Consider the following 23,813-nt stretch of genomic DNA (forward strand, 5'->3'; position numbering starts at 1 on the left):
GAAATTACGGGCATTGTAGTCTTCCTCGCGATCACAAAAGCTCCAGACGGCCAACGTGCAGGGCGGTTTGGCAAAATGATTGGAGACCTTGAACAAATCCTTCAAAAGAAGAAAAAACTCCAAGAAGTGGACAGCCTAAAAATCAGCAAGGCTGAATGGGCGGCCTTTGAAACCGCATTGAAAGGTAACGCATATGGAATCAGAGGCTTACGGGCTGGTCTACTCTGGTTAGAGTGCATCTCAGGCGACGATGATAGATCAGTTGAAAGCTCTGAAATTACGATTGAGCACGTTTTGCCAAGAGCTGTTGGCACGGAAGATTTCTGGCTTGATCGGTTCTCCGAGCAATTATGGAAAGAACATTCGAACCGGCTAGGAAATCTTCTACTCGTTTCAGGACGCTCTAACACGAAAATGGCGAGAAAGCCGTTCAAAGAGAAAATGAAATACGTCGAGCAAAAGGGAGGTAGCTCTTGGATATGGACCCAAGATGCTTTGCAAAGAGAAGACTGGACAATGGAAGATATTGAGGAGCGCGAGCAAGCGATGCTATCGCGCTTTAAAAAGCGCCTCAATATCACCGAAGACTAGTTCAAAAGACTGGGCAAACTGCACCGACGCGATACCGACAGAATACCGACGTTTTACCGACGTGGGTTTTTTGCGGTCTTTCAGGCCCTTTCCCCTCCCCCCTCACAGGGCTACCTTAAGGGCGAAATGGAATCGGCTTTGGATTTTCACACCGCAAAGGCGCTGCTGGATTGGCAGATCGAACTCGGCGCGACCGAGGCGATTTGCGATGCCCCGGTCAACCGCTACGAGGTGCCGGAAAAACAGGCCAAACCAACCCCCGCAGCGGCCCCTGCGCCGGTGGTTGAGGAAAAAACCGATTCTGTGGCCGAGGCCAAGGCAGCGGCGAAATCCTGCAATGATCTCAATGCCTTGCGCGCGGCCATGGCCGCGTTTGAGCACTGCGAATTGAAGCGCGGCGCGCGCAATCTGGTCTTTGCCGATGGCACCCCGCAGGCCCGCGTGATGATCATTGGCGAGGCCCCGGGCCGAGATGAGGATCGCGAGGGGCGGCCCTTTGTTGGCCGGGCCGGGCAATTGCTGGATCGGATGTTGGCGGCGATTGATCTGGGCCGCGAGGCGCAAGCCATTGAAAACGCTGTCTATATCACCAACGTCCTGCCGTGGCGACCGCCCCAGAACCGCGACCCCAAGCCCGAAGAAATCGCCATGCTGCTGCCGTTTCTACAGCGGCATGTGGAGCTGATTGATCCGCAAGTCATTGTTTTGATGGGCAATATCAGTTGTCAGGCGGGGCTTGGGCGGCGCGGCATCACCCGTCTGCGCGGCAACTGGGCCGAGGCCTATGGCCGCCCCGCCCTGCCGATGTTCCACCCCGCCTACCTTCTGCGCAACCCACACGCCAAGCGTGAGGCTTGGGCCGACCTGCTTGAACTAAAGGCGCGGCTTGGGGCAAGCCAATGAAAATACTGGCGTTTTCCGATCTGCACCATTCCGCCTCTCGTGCCGAAATTCTGGTCGAGGCCGCGCAAGAGGCCGATCTTGTCATCGGCGCCGGGGATTTCTGTAACGCCCGCCGCGGCCTGCCCGAGGCTATGGCCCTGCTCGATGGCATCACCGCGCCGATGGTGGTGGTGCCGGGCAATGCCGAAAGCGATAAGGAACTTAAAAAAGCTGCGCGCAAAGGCATCCACGTCTTGCATGGTGAAGCCTGTGACATCGGTGGTCTGCGCCTTTTTGGTGTGGGATATGGCGTACCGCCGACGCCTTTTGGCGCGTGGTCGTGCGATATGTCAGAAGCAGACGCCGAGAGCCTGCTAAACCGTTGCAAGGGCGTGGATATTCTGATCACCCATTCGCCGCCCAAGGGTGTTGCAGATGTGACATCGCAGGGGATTTCGGTCGGCTCCACCGCCATCCGCGCGGCCATCGAGACCCTGCAACCGCAACTGGCCCTTTGTGGCCATATCCACGACAGTTGGGGCCAAACCGGCCAGATTGGCGCGACCCAAGTGGTCAACCTTGGCCCCACGCCAAATTGGTTCAAGATCGACGCATAAAGGATAAATTTAGGCATGAGCCGTATCGACGAGAGCAAAGACTTCATCCCTGTTCGTATCGCCATCCTCACGGTCAGCGATAGCCGCGATATCTCCGAGGACCGCTCGGGCGAGGCTCTGGTCACCCGGATCGAAGCGGCGGGTCATATCCTTGCCGATCGGATGATCGTGCGCGACGAGCGCGACCAGATCGCCGATCAGTTGCGCGAATGGGTCGCTTCGGATGATGTCGATGTCGTGATCTCGACCGGCGGCACGGGCTTGACCGGGCGCGACGTGACGGTTGAGGCGCATCGTGATGTTTATGAAAAGGAAATCGACGCCTTCGGCACGATTTTCACCATGGTTTCGATGCAGAAGATCGGCACAAGCGCGGTACAATCCCGCGCAACCGGGGGCGTTGCGGGCGGCACTTACCTGTTTGCCCTGCCCGGCAGCCCGGGGGCCTGCAAGGATGCATGGGACGAGATTCTCAAGTGGCAGTTGGACTACCGGCACCTGCCCTGCAATTTCGTGGAAATCATGCCCCGGCTGGACGAGCATCAGCGACGGAAATAGCGACCCGCCGCGTTGAACCTCCGGCGCTTGGCTTTTTCCGCCCGACGCTTACATTTAACCATCGGGCCCTTGGGCCAAGCAAAGGACACGGTGTGCATGCGGTTTTTGCGTCAAAGCCTGACTGGCTTGTTTTTGGTTTCACTGACTTTGGCCCTGCTGGTCTATGCAGGCCAACTGGTTTTCAGTGCCTTGCAAGAGCGCATGGCCAGCGAACCACGCGTGCCAGAACGGCAGGAACGCGTTTTTGCCGTCAACCTTGTCATGGCCGAGGAACAGACCATCACACCGGTATTGACCGCATATGGCGAAATACAAAGCCTGCGGACTTTGGAAATTCGCGCCAAGACCAGTGGAACCCTGACCGAACTATCCGAGGATTTCGAAGAAGGCGGTATGGTCGAACAAGGCCAGCTGCTGGCCCAGATCGACCCGTCCAACGCGCAATCGGCCCTGAACCTTGCCGAAAGCGACCTACTGGATGCGCAGGCCGAGGTGCGCGATGCAGAACGTGCGCTTGAAATCGCCCAAGATGAACTGGCCGCCGCGCGCGAACAGGCCGCGCTGCGCGAGCGGGCCTATCGGCGTCAGCTTGATCTGGAAGAGCGTGGGGTGGGCACCGCTGCGGCGGTGGAAACCGCTGAACTATCTGCCGCACAGGCCCGACAGGCGGAACTAGCCAGCCGTCAGGCCCTTGCCAATGCCGAGGCTCGGGTCGATCAAGCCCGTACACGTTTGTCCCGGTCAAAGATCGCTCGCGATGACGCGCAACGGCGCCTTGAGGATACCACGATCACTGCTGAATTCGCCGGCACCCTTGACGCAGTGAACGCTGTCGCGGGTGGTTTCGTGTCACTCAATGAGCGGCTCGCCAACTTGATTGATGCCAATTCACTGGAAGTCGCTTTCCGGGTCTCGACAGCGCAGTATGTGCGTCTGCTCGACGATGAGGGGCAGCTCATTCGCGCGCCCGTTTCGGTGGCCTTGGCGACACAGGGGCTGGATCTTCGCGCCACTGGCCGGATCATCCGTGACAGCGGCGCTGTCGAAGAGGGTCAAACCGGGCGCATGATATTTGCAAAACTCGACAAGCCCGGCGGCTTGAAGCCCGGCGACTTCGTCACTGTCGAGATCGAAGAACCACCGGTTGCCAACGCGATACGCCTACCTGCCACGGCGCTCGGCCCGGAAGGCAACGTATTGGTTCTGACCTCGGAAGACAGGCTTGAATCCATGCCGGTGAAACTTCTGCGACGGCAGGGCGATGATATCCTTGTCCGGGCCGATGGCCTTTCCGGCCGCGAAGTTGTCGCGCAACGATCTCCGCTTCTGGGAGCGGGCATCAAGGTGCGACCGCTGCGGCAGCAATCCGAGGCCGACAGCAACGATTTGATGGACCTCAGCGATGAGCGCCGCGCCCGCCTGATCGAGTTCGTGCGCGACAGCACTGACATGGGGCGCGAGGAAAAGTCCCGCCTGCTGGCTCAGCTGGAACAGGCCAAGGTCCCTGCCGGCATGGTCACGCGGCTTGAAACCCGCATGGGGGGCTAAGCCATGGCACGCCAGATCCCGGCCCGCGCCGGTGGGCTATTGTCTTACTTCACGCGCCACAGGACCGTGGCAAACCTTTTGTTGGTGGTCCTGGTGGTGCTGGGCCTTGCGGCCGCCCCCAAGATGCGGGCGCAGTTTTTCCCTGACGTAATCGTTGACAGCGTGAGTGTTTCGGTCATCTGGGACGGGGCAAGCGCCGAAGATGTGGATGCTGCCATTGTGCAGGTATTGGAGCCCGCGCTTCTTGCCGTGGAAGGCGTCGAAAGCAGTAGCGCCACCAGCCGCGAAAACCGCGCCAGCGTCGAGCTTGAATTCGAGCCCGGCTGGGACATGGGCCGCGCCGCGGACGAAGTGCAAGCAGCGGTCGATGCCATCACCACGCTGCCCGAAGAAGCCGAAGAACCGCAGGTTCGCCGTGGGGCGTGGCGGGACAGGGTGACAGATATCGTCATTACCGGGCCAGTCGCGCCCGAGCAGCTTGGCCTTTTTGCCGATGAACTCGTCACGCGGCTTTTCAATGCAGGCGTCACACGGACAACGGTAAGAGGGGTTGCCGCACCGAAGACGATTGTTGAAGTCACCTCGACCGAACTTATGTCGCACGACGTCACCATGGCCGAGATCGCCGAAGTCATTGCCGGCGAAGTGGATGCCGACCCCGCAGGCGATGTAAAAGGCGCCAATACGCGGGTGCGAACGGGCGTCGAAAAGCGCCAACCCGATCAGATTGCGGCGATTGTCCTACGCTCGAACCCGGATGGGTCTTCGCTGACCATTGGCGATGTGGCCGACGTGCGAGTCGAAGGGATCACACGGGACCTGAGCTATTTCGTGGGCGATGACCCCGCCATGTCGATCCGGGTAGACCGGTCGGCGCGCGGCGATGCCATCGCCATCCAGGAGGAAGTGGCCAAAATTGCCGCGGCGATGGAGCGGACCCTGCCGGAGGGGGTCAATATCGAATTGATCCGCACCCGCTCAGAGGCGATTTCCGGGCGGCTGGATACGCTCTTGGACAACGGGATCACGGGGCTGGCGCTTGTCGTGGCGCTTTTGTTCATGTTTCTCAACGCCCGAACGGCCTTTTGGGTGGCGGCGGGTATTCCGGTGGCGATGCTGGCGGCGATTGCCCTGATGTATATCGGTGGGCTGACGATCAACATGGTTTCGCTTTTTGCCCTTATCATTACCCTTGGCATCGTGGTGGATGACGCCATCGTGGTGGGCGAACATGCCGACGCGCGCTATCGAAAGTTCGGGGAAGCTCCGGTGGTTGCCGCTGAACGCGCGGCACAGCGGATGGCCCTTCCGGTGTTTTCTGCCACGCTGACAACACTGATTGCGTTTTTCGGGCTGACCGCCGTTGGTGGCCGCTTTGGCGATTTGATCATCGACATTCCGTTCACCGTGATCGCCGTTTTGACCGCATCACTGGTGGAATGCTTCCTCATCCTGCCGCATCATATGTCCCATTCCCTGAGCCATGCGCACAAGCGGCACTGGTACGACGCCCCAAGCCGCGTGGTGAACCACGGATTCGTCTGGGTCCGCGAGGCCTTGTTCCGGCCTTTCATGGCGTGGGTGATCCGCCTGCGATACCCCGTCATGGCCGGCGTGATTGCCATTCTCGCCTCGCAGGTCGCCGTTTTCGTGCAGGGCGACGTGCAATGGCGTTTCTTCAACGCACCCGAGCGCGGTAGCGTCACCGGAAATTTTGCCATGGCGCCGGGTGCCACGCGCGAAGACTCGCTTGAGATGATGCGCGAATTGCAACGCGCAACCGAGGAATTGGGCGCCGAGTACGAAGAACGCCATGGCCGCAATCCATTGGACTACGTGATGGCGCAGGTCGGCGGGAATACGGGTTATGGTCTGGCAGGTGCCGACACCAAGGAACCCGATCAACTGGGCGGCATTGCGATAGAATTGATTGATGCCGACCTGCGGCCTTATTCCAGCTTTGCCTTTGTCGGCGAGTTGCAGGAACGCGTGCAGCATCATCCGCTGGCCGAAACCGTCAGCTTCCGAGGGTGGCGCTCAGGGCCCGGGGGGGATGCCTTGGACGTGGAGTTTTACGGGGCAAGCGCCGAGACCCTCAAGGCCGCATCCGAAGCCTTGAAAGAGGCTTTGTCGCGCTATCCGGAGGTGTCGGGCGTCCAAGACAATCTGGCCTACGACAAACAGGAGCTTATCCTTGAGCTGACGCCACAGGGTCAAGCGCTTGGCTTTACCATAGATGGCTTGGGCCGTGTGATGCGCCACCGTCTGAACGGTATCGAGGCGGCGACATACCCGCTTGGCCCACGCAGCGCCGAGATTCGTGTGGAATTGCCCGAAGATGAGCTCACCGCCGATTTCCTTGAACGCATGCAGTTGCGCACGCCGCAAGGCGCCTATGTGCCACTTGCCGATTTGGTAAGCGTGGAGCAGCGCACCGGGTTTTCCACCGTGCGGCGAGAAAACGGCATCCGCTTGATCAATGTGACCGGGGACATCTCGGAAGATGATCCGGCCCGCGCGAGTGAAATCAACGAAGCCCTCGAAACCGAGATACTGCCCCGGATTGCCAGCGAACAGCAGGTCGAATGGCGGCTGTCGGGCCTGAGCGAGCAGGAGAGTGAATTTCTGGCTGATGCGCGTCTTGGCCTGATCCTGACCCTGACCGGCATTTACCTTGTTCTGGCATGGGTCTTTTCAAGCTGGACACGGCCCATTGTGGTGATGGCGATCATTCCCTTCGGCTTGGTTGGCACGATCTATGGGCATAATGCATGGGATGTGCCGCTGAGCATGTTCACGGTTGTGGGACTGTTGGGTATGACAGGTATTATCATCAACGACTCGATCGTTCTGGTCACGACAATCGACGAACACGCCCGGGACCGTGGGCTTTTCCCCGGGATCATCGACGGGGCGGTTGACCGGCTCAGGCCCGTTTTCCTGACGACAGCGACAACTGTTCTTGGTTTGATGCCCTTGCTTTTCGAAGGCTCGCAACAGGCGCAGTTCCTGAAACCCACCGTGATCACATTGGTTTACGGTCTTGGGTTCGGGGTTGTCGTGGTCCTGTTGGTGGTGCCTGCCCTCATTGCGATGCAGCAGGACGTGGCACGCCAGACAAACGCCCTGAAGCGTAGTCTGCGCGCGCCGGTACCGGCGGTTCGCAGAACAGTCGCCTTGGGTGGGGTGGCGATCATGGCTTGGCTGGTCGCGACCATGGGCACCACCCTTGTGTCAGGCACCCTGCCGGCGGTCCTGACCTCGCTCGCCCCAATGCTTGAGGAATTGCCCGCGATGCCCGCCGCCTTGGCAATATTCATCACCGGTGCGGCGCTGATCGTTCTGGGGCTTTACGCGGGGCTGTCCCTGACCGGCCGGAGCCGGGCCGATCAGCGTGCCGGACAACCCTGAATATCAACGGCCTGACCACCGCCAAGAACGGTTATCCGTAGACCATCCCGATTGAGTGCGAAGCTGTCGCCTTCGACGTGATAAAGTTCCGTTTCAGCCACAAGCCGCCCATTCTGCCGGGTCGTTCTGGCCTGTGCCACCCAGATTTGCGGGTTGTCCGTCTCAATGACGGCGATCTCGTCACGGCCTTGGCGCTTGACGTCAATCTCGGCGCGCAGGCGCATCCCATCTTCTATCGGCGATACGGAACAAACAACGCGTCCAACGCCTGCTTCCCGGGCCGAGTACGGTCGCGCCGCAAGCGCCGCCACGATGCGCGGATCACGCTTACCGCCTGCCTGAGGAAGATCTTGCGAGATGCTCAGGGTCAAAGGCAGGCACACATCTTTGCACAGCCCCAGTTCAAGCGTGCCATCCAGATTGATCGCCTGCCCTGCCTGCTTTGGCGTAAAATGTATCGGCAACGTCAGGGAATCGGCATATCCGATAGTGCGCACCCCGTTTTGGGACAGAGTACGGGGTGTTGGCCATGTGATCGCCACATCCGACAAATTGCGCGACCCTGACCAGTTGAAGCGCGGCGGAATGCCCGCATCGCCGGGCGCGCGCCAATAGGTTTTCCAACCGTCCTGAAGTTCCAGATGAAGGGCAGCGACATGGCGCCCATCCGTAGCACGCCATCCTGTCAGGATACTGGCCTCAACCAGATCGGCGGCAGGATTGGCATGCACAGGGGGCGCAAAGGCACCTGCAAGAGCCACGCAAATAGCAGAGAGTTTTCTAATCATGCCTTTCAAATGGGGGATTCCCATTGAAATGCCAACTCACTTTCCGGCGAGAAGTCGCGAGTATGTCGCATCGCATGCTTGCACTGTAGCCACGCTACCCCCATTCTTTAGGAGGTAAGCCAGAGAACAGAGCATCCCGTGACTGACCAGATTGACCTGACAGGAAAGCTACTGATCGCCATGCCCGGCATGGGCGACCCGCGATTCGCCCATGCGGTGATTTACGTCTGTGCGCATTCCGAAGAAGGCGCCATGGGATTGGTCATCAACAAGCCAACAGGCGATTTGCACCTTCGCGATTTGCTGGAGCAGTTGTCAATCAAGCCAACCCCGGACACGCGTGACATCCAAGTGCATTTCGGCGGTCCGGTCGAACACGGCCGCGGCTTTGTCTTACATGACTATGGCTATCACTCCTCGATTTCCACACTGGACGTGAACGAAGAGTTCGCGATGACCGCCACGCTGGATATTCTTGAGGACCTCGCCGAGGGGCGTGGCCCGGGAAAGGCCATCATGGCGCTTGGCTATGCGGGTTGGGGGCCCGGACAAGTGGAAGCCGAAATCGCCCAGAACGGTTGGCTCACCTGCGAGGCCGACCATGCCTTGGTTTTTCAAACCAGTGACACCCAGAAATGGGAAGCATCGCTCAAGAAACTGGGCATTAGCGCCTTGGCGTTATCGTCGGACGCAGGACACGCCTGAACCTATTTCAATTCGATCTCGACAAAGGCCATGGCGGCCGTGCCTGCGTTAATGACATTGTGCTCGACGCCTTCGCTTCGACGGTAAGCGTCTCCGGCACGGACGGTCACGTCCTGCCACTCTCCTCCCGGCAACTCCAGCCGCATATGACAATCCGTGAGCGCCGTGATGACATAATCGTATTCATGCCGGTGCCAGCCGGTCTCTTGCCCGGGCTCAAAATCGAACCGCGTTACACGTACGCGATCGTCGTCGAGCATGGCCGTCGAAGAACACTTGTCGGACATGGATAACCTTTCTTTCAAAGAATGCCCGTCCACATCATGCCGTTGCACGATTGCATTGCAAAGCTATTCCTTGTGAAAGCACACGAAATTATTGGTGCCCGTTCGCGGCTGGAGTTTTACGACAAGTCCGGACCAAAGCATTGGCTGACCCTATTGGGTTGCTGCTGTGAACGGACCTGAGCGCCCAAATATTCCTTGGGCGCTGAAACCTAGCAATCTCGGGATTTTGGTAGCGGAGGAGGGACTTGAACCCCCGACACGCGGATTATGATTCCGCTGCTCTAACCACCTGAGCTACTCCGCCAAACCGTGGCGGTAGGTAAGACAGGGCGCGCGTCAGGTCAAGTGCCAAAATCGTGGTTTTCGCCAGGCGGCTCAGCTTCTGTTCAGCAGCGGCTCGATCGCGCGTGTAATCGCTTGGGCGCGGGGCCGAGTTGCCGACCCCCAGACATTAACGACCTTGCCATCTGGACCAATCAGAACCTTGGTGAAGTTCCAGCTTGGAGTGAACCCCTCTGCCTCTGCAAGCCACTTGTAAAACGGATGTGCTTCGGGGCCGCGTACGCGGGTAATTGTCGTCATCGGTAAGGTCAGATTGAAATTCACCTCACAAAACTCAGCGACTTGTTCATCGCTGGCAAACTCTTGCTTGAAGTCCTGTGAGGGGACAGCCAATACGACCAACCCTTGATCGCGGTACTCGTCATAAAGAGCCTGAAGCCCATCGTATTGCTTGGTGAACCCACAACGTGAAGCCGTGTTCACGACAAGCACAGGCTGGCCAGCCCAATCGGAAAACGAAAGTACCCCGCCATCAATCGAGTCGAAGCGCCAAGATCGGTCAGCCGCTACAGCCGGTATGGTCGAGAGTCCGGCCCACAGGCAGGCGGTGCCCAGAAATCGGCGGCGAGAATGCATCGGCATGGGTCACTCCAGAATGAAATTCCGTCGCTCGATATGTAGACCGGGCAATGCCTTCGTCCAATGCAGCTTGTGTCCTGCGCCAAGCTCAAGCATTTTCCACCTATGACACATCACACAGACACGTCCAGAAACCTTGACGATCTTCGCGACATTCTTGGCCCGGACTACGTAAAGACAGGCGAAGAGGCCGCGCCATGGTCACGCGACTGGCCGGGTCACGCACATTGGACGCCGCTTGCCGTCGTAAGGCCCGCAAACACCCAAGAAGTCGCCAAAGTGGTCCAATGGGCCAATCATACCGCGACTCCCGTTGTGCCGGTTTCAGGGAATACCGGCCTTGTCGAAGGGAGCAGCGCCGAAGGGGCACTCATGCTGTCCCTGGATCGCCTGTCGGCGATTCGTGAAATCCGTCCAGAGGCGAAGGTGGCGATTGTCGAAGCGGGCGCTGTCCTGTCCAATATCCACAGCGCAGCCGAAGAGCATGATTTGATCTTTCCCCTGACCTTTGGCGCCCGGGGCTCCGCCATGATCGGCGGAGCATTGTCGACCAATGCGGGCGGATCGAACGTGGTGCGCTATGGCAATACGCGGCACCTCTGCCTTGGTATCGAGGCCGTCCTGCCCACCGGCGAAGTCGTGGATTTGATGAGTGAGTTGCACAAGGACAATTCCGGCTATGACCTTCGCGATCTGCTGATCGGAGCCGAGGGGACATTGGGCATCATCACGGCGGCTGTGCTCAAGCTGCACCCCAAGCCCAAAGCCTATGCCACAGCCATGGTCGCCGCCCCGTCACTCAAAGATGCGCTGACCCTGCTCAACATTTTACAACAGGAAACCGGCGGCGCGGTCGAAGCCTTTGAATTCATGCCGCAGGTTTACATGCAGGCCTATCTTGAGCGCTTCCCCGAGGCACGCGCGCCCTTCGATGAGGCGTACGACATCAACATTCTGGTTGAGGTCGGTGCCCTTTCCCCGCGCGAGGCCACCCCCGGCCCGGATGGTCAGGTGCCCGTCACCGCCCACCTCGAGGAGGTCTTGGGCCGCTTGTTCGAGCAGGGTGCCATTCTGGATGCCGCCGTCGCCCAATCAGATGCGCAACGCCAAGAAATGTGGGCGCGGCGCGAAGCCTCGGCCGAGGTGGCGCGTTTAAGGCAACCCTTGGTCGACAACGATATCGCCGTGCCACTGGACAAGATGCAGGAGCTGCTTGAGCAGATCACCGAAAACGCGCTGTCACTTGATCCTGACCTCCTTCCGATGTGCGTGGCACACCTTGGCGACGGCAACCTGCACTTCGCCGCATGGCCCAGCACGGATGACCCTGAAACCTTAAAGAAAATCAAGGATATGGTGGATGACACCGCGATTGCCTTGGGCGGGAGTTTCTCCGCCGAACATGGCGTTGGCTTGACCAAGAAGCCCGCCATGTCCCGGCACAAGAACCCGACGGCCCTCAAGGCGATGCGCGCGATCAAACAGGCTCTTGACCCTCAGGGCATCATGAACCCCGGGAAAGTACTGCCTGACGATTAGTCGCGCCAGTCGAAGAATCCGGGTCCACCCTGTTCCAATAGCTTTACAGCCATCTCGCGGCCAAGGTCGGGACCATCTTCGATCGGCGCGGACTGGTCATCGGAAAGCGCTTCCGACCCGTCCGGGCGCAGCACCTCACCACGAAGGCGCAGCGTGCCACCATCCAGTTCCGCCAAGCCTGCAATGGGCGTTTCACACGACCCATCAAGTGCGGCGAGGAAGGCCCGTTCGGCGGCGAGCCGTTGGCCCGTGACCTTGTCGTGAATTGCCGCCAGCATATCGGCGGTACGGGTGTCATCCATCCGCCGTTCGATCCCGATGGCTCCTTGGGCCACGGCGGGCAGCATCACGTCAGGCTCAACCGCGGCAGTGGCCACATCGGCACGATCCAGACGATTGAGGCCGGCCATGGCAAGAAAGGTACAGGCGGCCACGCCATCATCCAATTTCTTCAATCGTGTCTGTACGTTACCGCGAAATTCAACCACATTCAAATGGGGATACTTCACCAAAACCTGCGCCTTGCGCCGTAAGGATGAGGTGCCCACCTTGGCCCCCTCCTCAAGCTCGGCCAGTGATGTGACATGCGGCGAGACAAAAGCATCGCGCACGTCTTCACGTGGCAGATAGGTATCCAGAACCAACCCCTCGGGCTGCAAGACCGGCATATCCTTCATCGAGTGAATCGCAATGTCGATATCCCCCTTGAGCATCGCATCTTCAATCTCGCGGGTGAACAGACCCTTGCCGCCGATCTCTTTCAACGGACGGTCAATCACCTTGTCGCCCGTTGTTTTTATCACAACGATTTCAAAGGCTTCTTGAGGAAGGTCGAAAGCGGCGGACAGCCTGTCACGGGTCTCATAGGCCTGCGCAAGAGCCAGCGGAGAACCACGGGTGCCCAGCTTCATCGGGGTATCGGGGGTCGGTAAATCGCGTGTCATGGCATGGGTCTAGCCATGTCCCAGCGCCCTGACAAGCGGCGGATGCTTGACATTGTGTCGCCATGGGGTGACCACCTTGCCAAACGGAGGAACACCATGACCGCGCATAAGACGATCCTGAGGGCCCTCGCGGGCGAAACGCTTGAGACACCGCCCATCTGGATGATGCGGCAGGCAGGGCGGTATCTGCCCGAGTACAAGGCCACGCGCGCGGAAGCGGGCGACTTCCTTTCCTTGTGTTATAACAGTGACTTAGCCACTGAAGTCACCCTGCAACCGATCCGCCGTTATGGATTTGACGCGGCCATTCTTTTTGCCGACATCTTGCTTGTGCCGCAGGCCTTGGGCGCGGATCTGTGGTTTGTCACCGGCGAAGGCCCACGGCTTTCGACAATCACCAATGAGGCGGGGTTCAAGGCCCTGAAACCGGCGTCCGATATCCACGAAACCCTAAATCCGATTTACCAAACCGTGCGTAACCTTGCCGCAGCACTTCCCAAGGAAACCACGCTCATCGGATTCGCCGGCGCGCCCTGGACGGTGGCTACCTATATGATCGCCGGGCAAGGCACCCCCGATCAAGGCCCAGCCCATGCGCTGAAGGCTGAAAACAAAGACCTTTTCGAAGCGCTGCTGGAGCGTCTGACCGAAGCCACCATCGAATACCTCTCGGCCCAGATTGAGGCAGGTGCCGAATGCGTCAAGCTTTTCGACAGCTGGGCCGGGTCACTGAAAGGTGAAGATTTCGACAATTACGCGACCGCCCCGGCGAAACGCATCATTGCCGAACTCAAGGCCCGCCACGGCGATATTCCGATCATCGCCTTCCCAAGGCAGGCCGGGGATAAGTACATAGGATTCCACGAAAAAACTGGGGCGGACTGTGTTGCGCTGGACGATTCGGTGAGCCCCGAATGGGGGGCCGCGAATGTGCAAACCTCGGGCTGCGTACAGGGAAATCTTGCGTCAAGACATATGGTTACGGGTGGTGACGACCTTGTGCGCGAAACCCGCCACATCGTGGACGCCTTCAAAAATGGCCCGCATATCTTCAACCTTGGCCACGGGATCACCCCCGATGCCGACCCCGACAACGTGCAACTGATGATCGACACGGTGCGCGGCGGATAATTTCGTACGAGTCGTACGCTCAAGGGGCCATTTTCGTACGAAAACCGGCCCCTTTCCAAAATGCACCGTACGAGTCGTACGAAACAGGCCAACCGTACGGTGCACATGGCCCATATTAACCTTTTCCAGACATGCTACCTCAGCACGACAAGAGGCAAAGCCATGTTCATCGAAGTTCTTAGCAACGAATTCCGCACCCGGTTTCGGGCATATATGGATCACCACCTCACCACAGGCGATCGCATCCTCGTCACCCGCCACGGCGAACCTGTGGGCGCTTGGGTGAGTCACCGGGATTTCAAACGGCTGGAAGAGGCCGACAACAGCCGAGAAGAATTTCTGGAACACCAGCACCAACAGCGGATGCGCGACTATCGCATGTTACGTTATGAGCAGATGTAGATAGGGGGCTTTGCCCCCGCCGCCCTTCGGGCGACTCCCCCAGGATATTTTAGAACAGAAGAAGATTGATGCGTTCATGTCTTCTTCTGGCCCCAAATATCCCCGCCGGAGGCACCCGAGGAAGAGGCCGGAGGCCGATGACGAGATATCAAGCGCGCGCGCAGCGCGCACAATATGAAAACCCCCGCGCGGGGCGGGGGCTCAAAGGTTTAGTGGACCACGGCGTCTTGCGGCGGGTCCTGCTTGGTTGACCCGACGCGGTCGCCGATGATCAGGCCCTCGGCTCCGGCGGTGACCGGGACGGTCGCCCCGTCGAGGATATCCCCGGCCAGAAGCGACTCGGCCAGCGGGTCTTGCAGGGCCTTCTGGATCACCCGTTTCAGCGGCCTTGCGCCATAGACCGGGTCATAGCCTTCATCGGCCAGCCATTTGCGCGCGGCGTCGTCCAGCTCCAGCGTGATCTTGCGGCTGGCCAGGCGTTTGAGCAGGCGGGCCATCTGGATATCGACGATGCCGTCCATCTGGTCGCGCGTGAGGCGGTCGAAGACCACGATCTCGTCCAGCCGGTTGAGGAACTCGGGCCGGAAGTGCGAGCGGACCGCATCCATCACGTCGCGCTTGGCGTCTGCCGCATCCGAGCCGTCGGGCAGTTGGCTAAGCGCCTGTGAGCCGAGGTTCGACGTCAGGATGATCAGCGTCTGCTTGAAGTCCACGGTGCGGCCTTGCCCGTCGGTCAGCACGCCGTCATCCAGCACTTGCAGAAGCACGTTGAAGACTTCCGGATGCGCTTTTTCCACCTCGTCGAAAAGCACCACCTGGTAGGGGCGGCGGCGCACGGCCTCGGTGAGCACACCGCCTTCGTCGTAGCCCACGTAGCCCGGGGGCGCACCGATCAGGCGGGCGACCGAGTGTTTCTCCATGAACTCCGACATATCGATGCGGACCATGGCGCTGTCGTCGTCAAAGAGGAATTCGGCCACGGCCTTGGTCAGCTCGGTCTTACCCACGCCTGTCGGCCCGAGGAAGAGGAACGACCCCAGCGGGCGGTTTTCGTCATTGAGCCCCGCGCGCGCCCGCCGCACGGCGTTGGCCACGGCCTTGACGGCGGCGTCCTGTCCGATCACCCGGCGGTGCAGGTTGTCTTCCATGCCGAGCAATTTTTCGCGCTCGCCTTCCAGCATCTTGGCGGTGGGGATACCTGTCCAGCGTTCCACCACGCTTGCGATCTGTTCGGGGCGCACGGCCTCTTCGACCATGACATCGCTGTCCTCGGCCTCTTCGGCCTCGGAGAGTTGCTTTTCAAGCTGCGGGATGACGCCATAGGACAGCTCCCCCGCTTTGGCGAGGTCGCCGGCGCGTTTGGCGTTTTCAAGGTCGATGCGGGCGCGATCCAACTGTTCCTTGATGTCGCGGGCGGAGGCGAGCTTATCGCGTTCGGCCTGCCATTGCGCGGTCATCTGGGCGGATTTGTCCTGTAGGTCGGCCAGTTCCTTTTCCAGCTTGTCCAGCCGGTCCTTGGAGGCAGCATCGTCTTCCTTGCGCAGGGCTTCGGCCTCGATCTGCTTTTGCAGGATATCGCGATCGAGCGCGTCGAGTTCTTCGGGTTTGCTGTCCACTTCCATACGCAGGCGCGAGGCGGCCTCGTCCACAAGGTCAATGGCCTTGTCGGGCAGGAAGCGGTCGGTGATGTAGCGGTGCGAGAGTTGCGCCGCTGTCACCAGCGCCGAGTCGGAGATGCGCACGCCGTGGTGAAGCTCATATTTCTCCTTGATGCCGCGCAGGATCGAGATGGTGTCTTCGACGGTGGGTTCCTCGACCACAAGCGGTTGGAAGCGGCGGGCGAGGGCCGCGTCTTTTTCGACGTGCTTGCGGTATTCATCGAGGGTGGTGGCGCCGATGCAGTGCAACTCCCCTCGCGCAAGGGCGGGTTTGATGAGGTTGGCGGCATCCATCGCGCCATCGGTTTTACCGGCGCCGACGAGGGTGTGCATTTCGTCGATGAAGAGGATGATTTCACCGGCGGCGGCGGTCACCTCGTTGAGGACGGATTTCAGGCGCTCTTCGAATTCGCCGCGGTATTTGGCCCCGGCGATGAGCGCGCCCATGTCGAGCGCCAGGAGTTTCTTGTTTTGCAGGGATTCGGGCACGTCGCCGTTGACGATGCGCAGGGCGAGGCCCTCGGCAATGGCGGTTTTACCGACGCCCGGTTCGCCGATGAGCACCGGGTTGTTCTTGGTGCGGCGCGACAGGACCTGCATGGCGCGGCGAATCTCATCGTCGCGGCCGATGATCGGGTCGATCTTGCCTTCTTCGGCGGCGCGGGTCAGGTCGTGGGCGTATTTTTCCAGTGCTTCATAGGTATCTTCGGCCGAGGCGCTATCGGCGGTGCGGCCCTTGCGGATATCGTTGATCGCCTCGTTCAGCGATTGCGCCGAGACGCCGCCTTGGTCCAGCGCGTCCTTGGCCGGGGATTTGACCACCGCGAGGGCGGTCAGGATGCGTTCGACGGGCACAAAGCTGTCACCGGCCTTTTCGGCCAGTTTTTGTGCCTCAGAGAGCACCTTGCCGGTTTGTTGATCCATGTAGGTTTGGCCCGCATCGCCGGTGACTTGCGGGATTTTGCCCAGCGCCAGATCAAGCACTTGGGTCACGCGCTCGGGCTTGCCGCCGGCGCGTTTTATCAGGTTGCTGGTCAGACCTTCGGGGTCATCGAGCAGGGCCTTGAGCAGGTGTTCGGGGGCGAGTTTCTGATGGCTTTCGCGCATCGCGATGGTCTGGGCGGCCTGAATGAAACCGCGCGACCGTTCCGTGAACTTTTCGAAGTCCATGGTAGTTCTCCTTTTTCCAAGCGTTCCCCCGGGTTGCCCACCCAGTATTAGGCATGGGACGGTCGGGGACCTCGACCATTGAAATGGGTAACGGGCGCGTGATCTTCAAGGATTGCTTGGCCAAATCCCGCCACCGATGTGGTTTTGCGAAAACTTTTTCGTGATTCCCCCTGAAAGCCGCGCCAGGCCGCACCACCTATCCACAATGTTATCCACAGGCCCGCGAGGACAGACCAATGACCATGCCGAAAGTGATCCTGAGCCGCGTTCAATACGCTCCCGAGGTGCCCGGCTTCACCGCGCTCGTTCATGTGTGTGACGGCGGGATGGACTATACCTACCCGGTGCAAATGGCCGCCCCGCTGACGGAGGAATTCGACACGATCAGCCGCGCCCTGACCCGGCGGGGCCTTTCCGCGCACCAGAACGCCAAGGCGGATTGTTTGCGCATGGTGAGGCCCGATCTGACACGGCTTGATCCCGGTCTTGGTGTGAAAAACGGTGTCGCCGCCTAAGGCCTGACATCTTTCCGGAGCGGGGAAAGCGCTTTTGGAATTCACCTCGTTTCCAAGAGCCACCGCGTTTAAGACATGCGTGTTTGTAGTGAGTGATGCGATGACCATGCAGGTCATCAAGGGGTTATATGCACATATTGGATGTCGAGCTGGCAGCGCTTCGAAATTGCCCTGAAACCGGGCGAGTCAACGCGACCGTGACCTTGAGGACAGACGCGGGCAGTATGACCATCGAGGCCACGGCCTCGGATGATCGGGACGGCGACAGGCGCGGCTTTATCGAAACGTTGATGCAGGATGTCATGCGCCAAATCCGCTTCATGCCCGAGGTGCGAAGCGGCCAGACACGGGTCACCCTTGCACCGGATGCGCTTGACCGCGCGATGCAACAGGCTTGACGCGGGCCGGGCAGGCCGCGACAAGGGCCGCGCAATCCACCCGCGAGAAGGCCCTTGCCCATGTCCCATGCCCCTGACGACCGTCTGATCGTTGCCCTTGATGTGCCGAACGCCCTTGAGGGGCTGCAACTGGCCGAGAGTTTGGGCGATGCGGTGAGCTTCTACAAAATCGGCTTGGGGATGCTGACTGGTGGGGGCCTCGCGCTTGCCAATGAACTCAAGCAAGATCACGGCAAGCGCATTTTCCTCGATATGAAACTGTTCGATATCGGGGCCACTGTCGAGGCAGCAGTGCGCGGTCTGGCGCAGTTCGATCTGGATTTTCTCACGGTCCATGGCGACCCGCATGTGGTACGCGCCGCGCAGGAAGGCGCAAGCGGCAGCCAAACCAAGATTCTGGCTGTGACCATTCTGACCTCTTTGGACCGCGGCGATCTGGATGCAGGTCTGATCAAACCCGGGGATATTCGCGATCTGGTGGCCGAACGCGCGGGCCGCGCCTTCGAGGCAGGGGCCGATGGCGTGATCGCCAGCCCGCAAGAGGCGGCGATGATCCGCGCCCTGCCCGAGGCCGATGGCCGCTTGATCGTGACCCCGGGTGTGCGCCCGGCGGGCGCGGCACTGGGCGATCAGAAGCGGGTGGCGACACCCGCGCAGGCGTTGCATGACGGGGCCGATCATATCGTCGTGGGGCGTCCGGTCTGGGCTGCACCGGACCCGGCAAAGGCAGCCCGGGATATTCTGTCGGAGATTTCGAGGTAAGGCGCTTCGGACGGGTTTGGACACCACGACTGCCGGGGGCGCATACGAAATCTTGAAAAGATTTCGATCCGTTTTCTTTGCAAGAAAACGGCCCCCTTACCCCTCCTCGGTCACAACGGTCGAACTGCGTTCCAATGTCCGGTGCACCGGGCACTTGTCAGCGATTTCCATCAGTTTTGCGCGTTGATCCTCGGACAGGTCGCCCTCAAGGCGCACCACGCGGGTAAACTTGTCGGCCTTGGCATCAGAACGCGAATTCGCATCCTGAGCATGGACCTTGTCATGGCTCACATCGACGCTGACGTGGCGCAGGGGCCAGCCCTTGCGGCGGGCGTACATGCGGATGGTCATCGAAGTGCAGGCCCCCAACCCCGCCGACAGGAAGCCGTAGGGCGACAGGCCGCGATCAGTGCCGCCATAGGCCTCGGGTTCATCAGCAAGAAGGTGATGCTCTGACCCCGCGTTGACATCTTGCAGGAAGCCCTTTGGGTCGGCCTCGGACACGCGCACGATGCCCTCGGGCGCGCCGGGGGGCGGCGCAGGCGGTGCAAGGTCGAGGTAACGCGTGGCCCATGCGGCGATGACCTCGGCGGCGTATTCGGCATCGGAAGGATCCGAGATCAGGTGGTCCGCCTCGTCCAGTGTGACAAAGCTCTTGGGGTGTTTGGCGGCCTTGAAAATCTCGGCGGCGTTCTCGATACCGACGATCTCGTCGCGCGGGGCGTGCAGCACCAGAAGCGCGCGGCGGAGGTTGGCGATGTCGTCATGCAGGGTTTCGCCCTTCACGCTTTCAACAAAGCCCTTGCCGATGGTCACGGGCCGCCCGCCAAGGTGAACTTCGGCGCGGCCCTGTTCTTCGATCTGGTCGAGGGCCTCATCGAAATTATGGGTCACATGTTCCGGGTCCGACGGCGCCCCGATGGTGACGATGGCCTTGGCGCTGTCGATGCGTTTGGCCGCCGCCAAAACGGCGGCCCCACCCAGCGAATGCCCGATCAAAAGGCTGGGGGCCATGTTGCGGTTGGCGAGGGCCGTGGCGGCGTGCTGCAAATCCTCGATATTCGAGGTGAAGGAGGTATTGGCGAACTCCCCTTCGCTATGGCCCAGCCCGGTGAAATCGAAGCGCAAAACCGCGATCCCCGCTCCCGCGAGGCGCGCCGCGATGCGGCGCACGGCGGGAATATCTTTGGAGCAGGTAAAGCAATGGGCAAACAGCGCCGTGGCAAGATGCGGGCCGTCCGGCATGTCCAAACGTGCGGCGAGAGTATGGCCGGAATGGCCTGTGAAGGTGAAACGTTCGGTTGGCATGGGCCCTTTCCTTGGGTCGCTTGTGCATCCAAGGGTATGGGTTCGGACCTTTTGGTGCCAGCGATGTGTCAGTCGCGTCACGGCAAGGTGATCTCCGAGAGGGCTTGAAACCGGTGAAAACTTGAGCGGAATTGACCGCAGTTTAACCGCGTCCGGCAGGGATTTGTTAACGCAAGGGCCGGCATCCTTCTCCTCGTGGAGATTGGAGGGGCCATGAAGATACGCCTCAGAACACGAAGGGATGTCACCCTTTTCGCCTTGGCGATCAGCCTGCTTGCGGTATTGGGCAGCCTTGCGCTGCGCGGCCTGTTACAGCCTGCGGATGTTTATGCGCGAACGCTTGTGTCAGGCTCGGCCGTGGCGGCGATGCTGGCTGCGCCGATTGCCTATTACATCGGGTTGCAGATGCTGGATACGCAGCGTCTGACGCAGGCGTTGGAGCATGCCGTCAATCACGACAGCCTGACCGGCGCCTCGACCCGTGCCAGTTTCGAAGCGCAGGTGGCGCAGCTTCCGTCCGGGCCGAAGGCCATCATGGTGGTGGACATCGACCACTTCAAAACGGTGAACGACCGCTTTGGTCATCAGGCGGGCGATAGCGCCCTGTGCCAGTTTGCCCTGCGTCTCAAACGGAACTGCCGCGAGGATGATATCATCGCGCGCTTCGGCGGTGAGGAATTCGTCGTGCTGCTGCACAACGTGAGCCTTGCCGACGCCCAGGCCGCCGCCGAGCGGCTTTGCGCCAAACTGCGCGAGGCTCCGATCATCTTGAATGGTCAGGCTCATCGCCTGACGGCGAGCTTCGGGGTTGCGCCATTGGTCAATGCGCGCGAGCTAGATGACGCCTTGGCACAGGCGGATGCGGCGCTCTACCGTGCCAAGAGTGCCGGCCGCGACAGGGTGTTCACAAGCGATACCAAGGCTCCGCCATTCAGCGAAGCCTCTTGAGGCAAAGGCCTTATCCGCCCATGAGTTCGGGATCGAACGGGTATTTCGTGAGGTTCTCGAAGCCGTCTTCGGTGATCAGCACCTGGTCTTCCAGCTTGATCGAGAAATCACCGCCTTCTTCGCCCACCAAGGCCTCGACACAGAGGGTCATGCCCGGTTCAAGCTCATAATCGAAGGCGCCTTCGACCATGTGGTCAGGGTAGGCCACGAGGGGCCATTCATCACACAGCCCCACGCCGTGCATCAGGCAGCCATATTTCTGGCGTTGGTACTTGGCGTCCAGAACATGGGTGTTGCGGCTGAGATCCTGAATATTCACGCCGGGTTTGAGCATTTGCATGTTGGTCTGGATATGTTCGACCGCGTGTTGCATGGCATAGATCATATCGGGGCGCGGCTTTTGATCGCCGATCCACCATGTGCGCGAGATGTCGACGCAGATGCCGTAGCTGCCGACAAGGTCGGTATCGAAGGCGATGATCTCGTTGTTCTGGGTGATGCGCCCGCCGCATTCCTGAAACCACGGGTTGGTGCGCGGCCCGGAGGTGAGCAGGCGGGTTTCGATCCATTCGCCGCCACGGCGGATGTTTTCGGCGTGCAGCACGGCCCAGATGTCATCCTCGGACGTTCCACCAAGGGGCACGTTCTCGCGGGCGAATTTCTCCATCTCATGCACCGCCACTTCGCAGGCATGCGAGGCGCAGCGCATGGCGAGGATTTCATCGGGGCCTTTGACGGAGCGGGATTTTTCGGTGACTTCCTCACCTTCCATGATCTCAAGCCCCTGCGCCTCCAGCGCGCGCAACCCGTGCAGCATGATCTTGTCCACGGCGAGGCGCTTGTTGCCCGGCGCGTGTTCTTCCAGAAGCACGCGGATTTCATTCGACAGCGTATCGGCGGCCACATCGACCTTATCGCCCCGGTCGAAATAAAACAGGTCCGCGCCCGAGCGTTGTTCGCGGACCAGCGGGTTGAATTCGGACAGGAAGGGCGAATTCTTGTAATCCCAGATCACCATGTAGCCATCGGCACAGAGCAGGACCGCGCGGAAGGGGTTATGGGTGTTCCAAAGCTGCATGTTTGTGCTGTCGGTGGCGTAGCGGATGTTGAGCGGGTCGAACATCAACAGGCCCGCATAGTCGCGGTCAACGATATGTTGGGTCAGACGTTGCCAGCGATAGCGGCGCATTGCCTGCAAGTCGGGCAGTTGCAGGCCCGCCGACGCCCATTCCGCATAGGCCAGTTGCGTTGGCCCGATTTCCACGCGGTCAGCATCGTTGGGGGTGTTATCGCCCAGCGTGGCACCACGGGTGGGGTCAATCTTGCGGCGATCACGGAAATGGGTGTTCATCGGCAGCCTCCTTTCAAGAAGGCTGCACCGGGTTTTGCCGCGCCGCTTGCCGGAATGCGACGCATTTCCACGTCGCATTTTGCCTGTCACGTAAGTTTTGGAAAAGCGTCACGCGGGTTTTGGGAAGCCCTTGTTTGGTGCGCCAACACACCAACAAGAGGGATGATTCCATGCGTTTCGTGACGACATCTGTATTGGCGCTTTCGGTCGTGGCCGGGGCGGCCACCGCCGAACAACTGACCTATGGGCCGCGGCCTGCCTACCTGATTGACCGTATGGCCGAGGGCGCGTTGAAAGACAGCCTGAGCGCCTGTTTGGGCCAAAGCCCCAAGCGGTCGGATTTTTCCATCGGGCACCGGGGCGCGCCCTTGATGTTCCCCGAGCATACCGTTGAATCGAACCGCGCAGCCGCCCGGATGGGCGCGGGCATTCTGGAATGTGACGTGACCTTCACCAAGGACCACGAACTGGTCTGCCGCCATGCGCAGAACGACCTGCACACAACCACCGACATTCTGGCCAGCGATCTGGCCGAGACCTGTGTTGTGCCCTTTACGCCTGCTTCGGGTGATGAACCGGCCAAGGCGGAGTGCCGGACATCGGAAATCACGCTGGCCGAGTTCAAGACCCTGACCGGCAAGATGGATGCCGCCGACAAGAGTGCCACCACGGTCGAAGGTTACATGGACGGCACCGCCGGCTGGCGGACCGATCTTTATTCGGTCGAGGGGGGCACCTTGATGACCCATGCGGAGTCGATCGAACTCTTCCGGGATTTGGGCGCGAAATTCACGCCTGAGCTGAAAAGCCCATCGGTCGAGATGCCGCATGATGGGTTTTCGCAGGCCGATTATGCCCAGAAGCTGATTGACGAGTACAAGGCGGCGGGCGTGCCGGCATCCGATGTCTGGGCGCAGAGCTTTAACCTTGATGATGTGCTCTATTGGATCGAGAACGAACCGGAGTTCGGCAAGCAGGCGGTTTATCTGGACGGGCGGTATAGTGTCGAAGGGTTCGATCCGATGGACCCGGCGACCTTTGAACCCAGCATGCAGGACCTTGCCGATATGGGCGTGCAATACATTGCGCCGCCGATGTGGATGCTGGTGACCACCGAAGGCGAGGAAATGGTGCCCTCGGCCTATGCCAAGGCGGCGAAAGAGGCCGGTTTGAAGCTGATCACCTGGACGCTGGAACGGTCTGGCCCGCTGACCAATGGCGGTGGGTGGTATTTCCAGTCGGTCAAGGACACCACCGATACGGACGCCGATTACTTCACCCTGCTGGATACCCTGCATAAACAGGTTGGCATCGAAGGTATCTTCAGCGATTGGCCGGCGACGGTGACCTATTACGCCAATTGCATGGGCATCGAGTAA

Annotated in this window: 22 protein-coding genes and 1 tRNA gene; 15 read left to right on the forward strand and 8 right to left on the reverse strand. The window is 60.2% G+C overall.

Annotated features, from left to right (window positions below):
* The first annotated feature begins 75 nt into the window (after positions 1-75).
* From QZ498_RS00140 to QZ498_RS00165, 6 genes are all read left to right on the forward strand, one after another.
* Positions 76-591: an HNH endonuclease family protein gene (locus QZ498_RS00140; protein ID WP_294619001.1), complete on the forward strand. Its 516-nt coding sequence runs from the start codon at positions 76-78 to the stop codon at positions 589-591.
* A 126-nt stretch (positions 592-717) separates the two neighbouring features.
* The gene (locus QZ498_RS00145; protein WP_294619003.1) at positions 718-1,494 is read left to right on the forward strand and encodes a uracil-DNA glycosylase; all 777 of its coding nucleotides are present in this window, start codon (positions 718-720) and stop codon (positions 1,492-1,494) included.
* Positions 1,491-2,090, forward strand: coding sequence for a metallophosphoesterase family protein (locus QZ498_RS00150; RefSeq protein ID WP_294619005.1), 600 nt, complete (start codon positions 1,491-1,493; stop codon positions 2,088-2,090). The genes QZ498_RS00145 and QZ498_RS00150 overlap by 4 nt, the downstream gene beginning before the upstream one ends.
* 15 nt (positions 2,091-2,105) lie before the next feature.
* A complete protein-coding gene (gene moaB, locus QZ498_RS00155; RefSeq protein ID WP_294619007.1) occupies positions 2,106-2,648 on the forward strand; it encodes a molybdenum cofactor biosynthesis protein B in 543 nt (180 codons plus the stop codon).
* A gap of 96 nt (positions 2,649-2,744) precedes the next feature.
* Positions 2,745-4,196: an HlyD family efflux transporter periplasmic adaptor subunit gene (locus tag QZ498_RS00160; RefSeq protein WP_294619009.1), complete on the forward strand. Its 1,452-nt coding sequence runs from the start codon at positions 2,745-2,747 to the stop codon at positions 4,194-4,196.
* 3 nt (positions 4,197-4,199) lie between these two features.
* Positions 4,200-7,607: an efflux RND transporter permease subunit gene (locus QZ498_RS00165; protein WP_294619011.1), complete on the forward strand. Its 3,408-nt coding sequence runs from the start codon at positions 4,200-4,202 to the stop codon at positions 7,605-7,607.
* Here the strand turns inward: QZ498_RS00165 and QZ498_RS00170 are convergent.
* Positions 7,586-8,395, reverse strand: coding sequence for a protein-disulfide reductase DsbD domain-containing protein (locus QZ498_RS00170; RefSeq protein ID WP_294619013.1), 810 nt, complete (start codon positions 8,393-8,395; stop codon positions 7,586-7,588). The genes QZ498_RS00165 and QZ498_RS00170 overlap by 22 nt on opposite strands.
* Before the next feature lie 138 nt (positions 8,396-8,533).
* Here QZ498_RS00170 and QZ498_RS00175 point away from each other — a divergent pair, with 138 nt between their 5' ends.
* Positions 8,534-9,100, forward strand: a complete 567-nt coding sequence (locus QZ498_RS00175; protein WP_294619015.1) for a YqgE/AlgH family protein — start codon at positions 8,534-8,536, stop codon at positions 9,098-9,100.
* Positions 9,101-9,102: 2 nt separating this feature from the next.
* On the opposite strand, the gene QZ498_RS00180 is transcribed toward QZ498_RS00175, so the two are convergent.
* The 3 genes from QZ498_RS00180 to QZ498_RS00190 form a co-directional block, all read right to left on the reverse strand.
* Positions 9,103-9,387, reverse strand: a complete 285-nt coding sequence (locus QZ498_RS00180; RefSeq protein WP_294619017.1) for a cupin domain-containing protein — start codon at positions 9,385-9,387, stop codon at positions 9,103-9,105.
* A gap of 227 nt (positions 9,388-9,614) precedes the next feature.
* Positions 9,615-9,691, reverse strand: a tRNA-Met gene (locus tag QZ498_RS00185).
* Between the two features lie 71 nt (positions 9,692-9,762).
* Positions 9,763-10,305: a glutathione peroxidase gene (locus QZ498_RS00190; protein WP_294619359.1), complete on the reverse strand. Its 543-nt coding sequence runs from the start codon at positions 10,303-10,305 to the stop codon at positions 9,763-9,765.
* 108 nt (positions 10,306-10,413) lie between these two features.
* Here QZ498_RS00190 and QZ498_RS00195 point away from each other — a divergent pair, with 108 nt between their 5' ends.
* Positions 10,414-11,847, forward strand: coding sequence for an FAD-binding oxidoreductase (locus tag QZ498_RS00195; RefSeq protein WP_294619018.1), 1,434 nt, complete (start codon positions 10,414-10,416; stop codon positions 11,845-11,847).
* Here the strand turns inward: QZ498_RS00195 and hemC are convergent.
* The gene (gene hemC, locus QZ498_RS00200; protein WP_294619019.1) at positions 11,844-12,791 is read right to left on the reverse strand and encodes a hydroxymethylbilane synthase; all 948 of its coding nucleotides are present in this window, start codon (positions 12,789-12,791) and stop codon (positions 11,844-11,846) included. The genes QZ498_RS00195 and hemC overlap by 4 nt on opposite strands.
* 96 nt (positions 12,792-12,887) lie before the next feature.
* Between hemC and hemE the strand changes: the two genes are divergently transcribed.
* Positions 12,888-13,922 carry a uroporphyrinogen decarboxylase gene (gene hemE / locus QZ498_RS00205; RefSeq protein ID WP_294619020.1) on the forward strand — a complete coding sequence of 345 codons (1,035 nt, stop codon included), beginning with the start codon at positions 12,888-12,890 and terminating at the stop codon, positions 13,920-13,922.
* A 162-nt stretch (positions 13,923-14,084) separates the two neighbouring features.
* Entirely contained in the window at positions 14,085-14,324 is a 240-nt protein-coding gene (locus QZ498_RS00210; RefSeq protein WP_294619021.1) for a type II toxin-antitoxin system Phd/YefM family antitoxin, read from the forward strand.
* A 209-nt stretch (positions 14,325-14,533) separates the two neighbouring features.
* Here the strand turns inward: QZ498_RS00210 and clpB are convergent, their stop codons facing one another.
* Positions 14,534-17,152 carry an ATP-dependent chaperone ClpB gene (clpB, locus tag QZ498_RS00215; protein ID WP_294619022.1) on the reverse strand — a complete coding sequence of 873 codons (2,619 nt, stop codon included), beginning with the start codon at positions 17,150-17,152 and terminating at the stop codon, positions 14,534-14,536.
* 236 nt (positions 17,153-17,388) lie between these two features.
* Here clpB and QZ498_RS00220 point away from each other — a divergent pair, with 236 nt between their 5' ends.
* The 3 genes from QZ498_RS00220 to pyrF all read left to right on the forward strand — a co-directional run bounded on the left by QZ498_RS00220 (position 17,389) and on the right by pyrF (position 18,827).
* Positions 17,389-17,667, forward strand: coding sequence for a hypothetical protein (locus QZ498_RS00220; protein ID WP_294619023.1), 279 nt, complete (start codon positions 17,389-17,391; stop codon positions 17,665-17,667).
* A 224-nt stretch (positions 17,668-17,891) separates the two neighbouring features.
* Positions 17,892-18,065 (forward strand): hypothetical protein, encoded by a 174-nt coding sequence (locus tag QZ498_RS00225; RefSeq protein WP_294619024.1) that lies wholly within the window; start codon positions 17,892-17,894, stop codon positions 18,063-18,065.
* A 60-nt stretch (positions 18,066-18,125) separates the two neighbouring features.
* A complete protein-coding gene (pyrF, locus tag QZ498_RS00230; RefSeq protein ID WP_294619025.1) occupies positions 18,126-18,827 on the forward strand; it encodes an orotidine-5'-phosphate decarboxylase in 702 nt (233 codons plus the stop codon).
* A gap of 96 nt (positions 18,828-18,923) precedes the next feature.
* On the opposite strand, the gene QZ498_RS00235 is transcribed toward pyrF, so the two are convergent.
* Positions 18,924-20,135 carry a bifunctional alpha/beta hydrolase/OsmC family protein gene (locus QZ498_RS00235; RefSeq protein ID WP_294619026.1) on the reverse strand — a complete coding sequence of 404 codons (1,212 nt, stop codon included), beginning with the start codon at positions 20,133-20,135 and terminating at the stop codon, positions 18,924-18,926.
* A 213-nt stretch (positions 20,136-20,348) separates the two neighbouring features.
* Between QZ498_RS00235 and QZ498_RS00240 the strand changes: the two genes are divergently transcribed.
* Positions 20,349-21,083, forward strand: coding sequence for a GGDEF domain-containing protein (locus tag QZ498_RS00240; protein WP_294619027.1), 735 nt, complete (start codon positions 20,349-20,351; stop codon positions 21,081-21,083).
* A gap of 10 nt (positions 21,084-21,093) precedes the next feature.
* Here QZ498_RS00240 and dddP read toward each other — a convergent pair whose 3' ends face one another.
* A complete protein-coding gene (gene dddP / locus QZ498_RS00245; RefSeq protein WP_294619028.1) occupies positions 21,094-22,434 on the reverse strand; it encodes a dimethylsulfonioproprionate lyase DddP in 1,341 nt (446 codons plus the stop codon).
* 170 nt (positions 22,435-22,604) lie between these two features.
* Between dddP and QZ498_RS00250 the strand changes: the two genes are divergently transcribed.
* Entirely contained in the window at positions 22,605-23,813 is a 1,209-nt protein-coding gene (locus QZ498_RS00250; protein WP_294619029.1) for a glycerophosphodiester phosphodiesterase family protein, read from the forward strand.

This window comes from uncultured Roseovarius sp. (genome assembly GCF_913057115.1).
Classification (GTDB): domain Bacteria; phylum Pseudomonadota; class Alphaproteobacteria; order Rhodobacterales; family Rhodobacteraceae; genus Roseovarius.

Excerpts from the sequence above, each read along its gene's own strand:
- QZ498_RS00140 (WP_294619001.1), top strand. The coding sequence starts at position 76 with ATGATTGGAGACCTTGAACAAATCCTTCAAAAGAAGAAAAAACTCCAA.
- QZ498_RS00145 (WP_294619003.1), top strand. The coding sequence starts at position 718 with ATGGAATCGGCTTTGGATTTTCACACCGCAAAGGCGCTGCTGGATTGG.
- QZ498_RS00150 (WP_294619005.1), top strand. The coding sequence starts at position 1,491 with ATGAAAATACTGGCGTTTTCCGATCTGCACCATTCCGCCTCTCGTGCC.
- moaB (WP_294619007.1), top strand. The coding sequence starts at position 2,106 with ATGAGCCGTATCGACGAGAGCAAAGACTTCATCCCTGTTCGTATCGCC.
- QZ498_RS00160 (WP_294619009.1), top strand. The coding sequence starts at position 2,745 with ATGCGGTTTTTGCGTCAAAGCCTGACTGGCTTGTTTTTGGTTTCACTG.
- QZ498_RS00165 (WP_294619011.1), top strand. The coding sequence starts at position 4,200 with ATGGCACGCCAGATCCCGGCCCGCGCCGGTGGGCTATTGTCTTACTTC.
- QZ498_RS00170 (WP_294619013.1), bottom strand. The coding sequence starts at position 8,395 with ATGATTAGAAAACTCTCTGCTATTTGCGTGGCTCTTGCAGGTGCCTTT.
- QZ498_RS00180 (WP_294619017.1), bottom strand. The coding sequence starts at position 9,387 with ATGTCCGACAAGTGTTCTTCGACGGCCATGCTCGACGACGATCGCGTA.
- QZ498_RS00190 (WP_294619359.1), bottom strand. The coding sequence starts at position 10,305 with ATGCATTCTCGCCGCCGATTTCTGGGCACCGCCTGCCTGTGGGCCGGA.
- QZ498_RS00195 (WP_294619018.1), top strand. The coding sequence starts at position 10,414 with ATGACACATCACACAGACACGTCCAGAAACCTTGACGATCTTCGCGAC.
- hemC (WP_294619019.1), bottom strand. The coding sequence starts at position 12,791 with ATGACACGCGATTTACCGACCCCCGATACCCCGATGAAGCTGGGCACC.
- hemE (WP_294619020.1), top strand. The coding sequence starts at position 12,888 with ATGACCGCGCATAAGACGATCCTGAGGGCCCTCGCGGGCGAAACGCTT.
- QZ498_RS00210 (WP_294619021.1), top strand. The coding sequence starts at position 14,085 with ATGTTCATCGAAGTTCTTAGCAACGAATTCCGCACCCGGTTTCGGGCA.
- clpB (WP_294619022.1), bottom strand. The coding sequence starts at position 17,152 with ATGGACTTCGAAAAGTTCACGGAACGGTCGCGCGGTTTCATTCAGGCC.
- QZ498_RS00220 (WP_294619023.1), top strand. The coding sequence starts at position 17,389 with ATGACCATGCCGAAAGTGATCCTGAGCCGCGTTCAATACGCTCCCGAG.
- QZ498_RS00225 (WP_294619024.1), top strand. The coding sequence starts at position 17,892 with ATGACCATCGAGGCCACGGCCTCGGATGATCGGGACGGCGACAGGCGC.
- pyrF (WP_294619025.1), top strand. The coding sequence starts at position 18,126 with ATGTCCCATGCCCCTGACGACCGTCTGATCGTTGCCCTTGATGTGCCG.
- QZ498_RS00235 (WP_294619026.1), bottom strand. The coding sequence starts at position 20,135 with ATGCCAACCGAACGTTTCACCTTCACAGGCCATTCCGGCCATACTCTC.
- QZ498_RS00240 (WP_294619027.1), top strand. The coding sequence starts at position 20,349 with ATGAAGATACGCCTCAGAACACGAAGGGATGTCACCCTTTTCGCCTTG.
- dddP (WP_294619028.1), bottom strand. The coding sequence starts at position 22,434 with ATGAACACCCATTTCCGTGATCGCCGCAAGATTGACCCCACCCGTGGT.
- QZ498_RS00250 (WP_294619029.1), top strand. The coding sequence starts at position 22,605 with ATGCGTTTCGTGACGACATCTGTATTGGCGCTTTCGGTCGTGGCCGGG.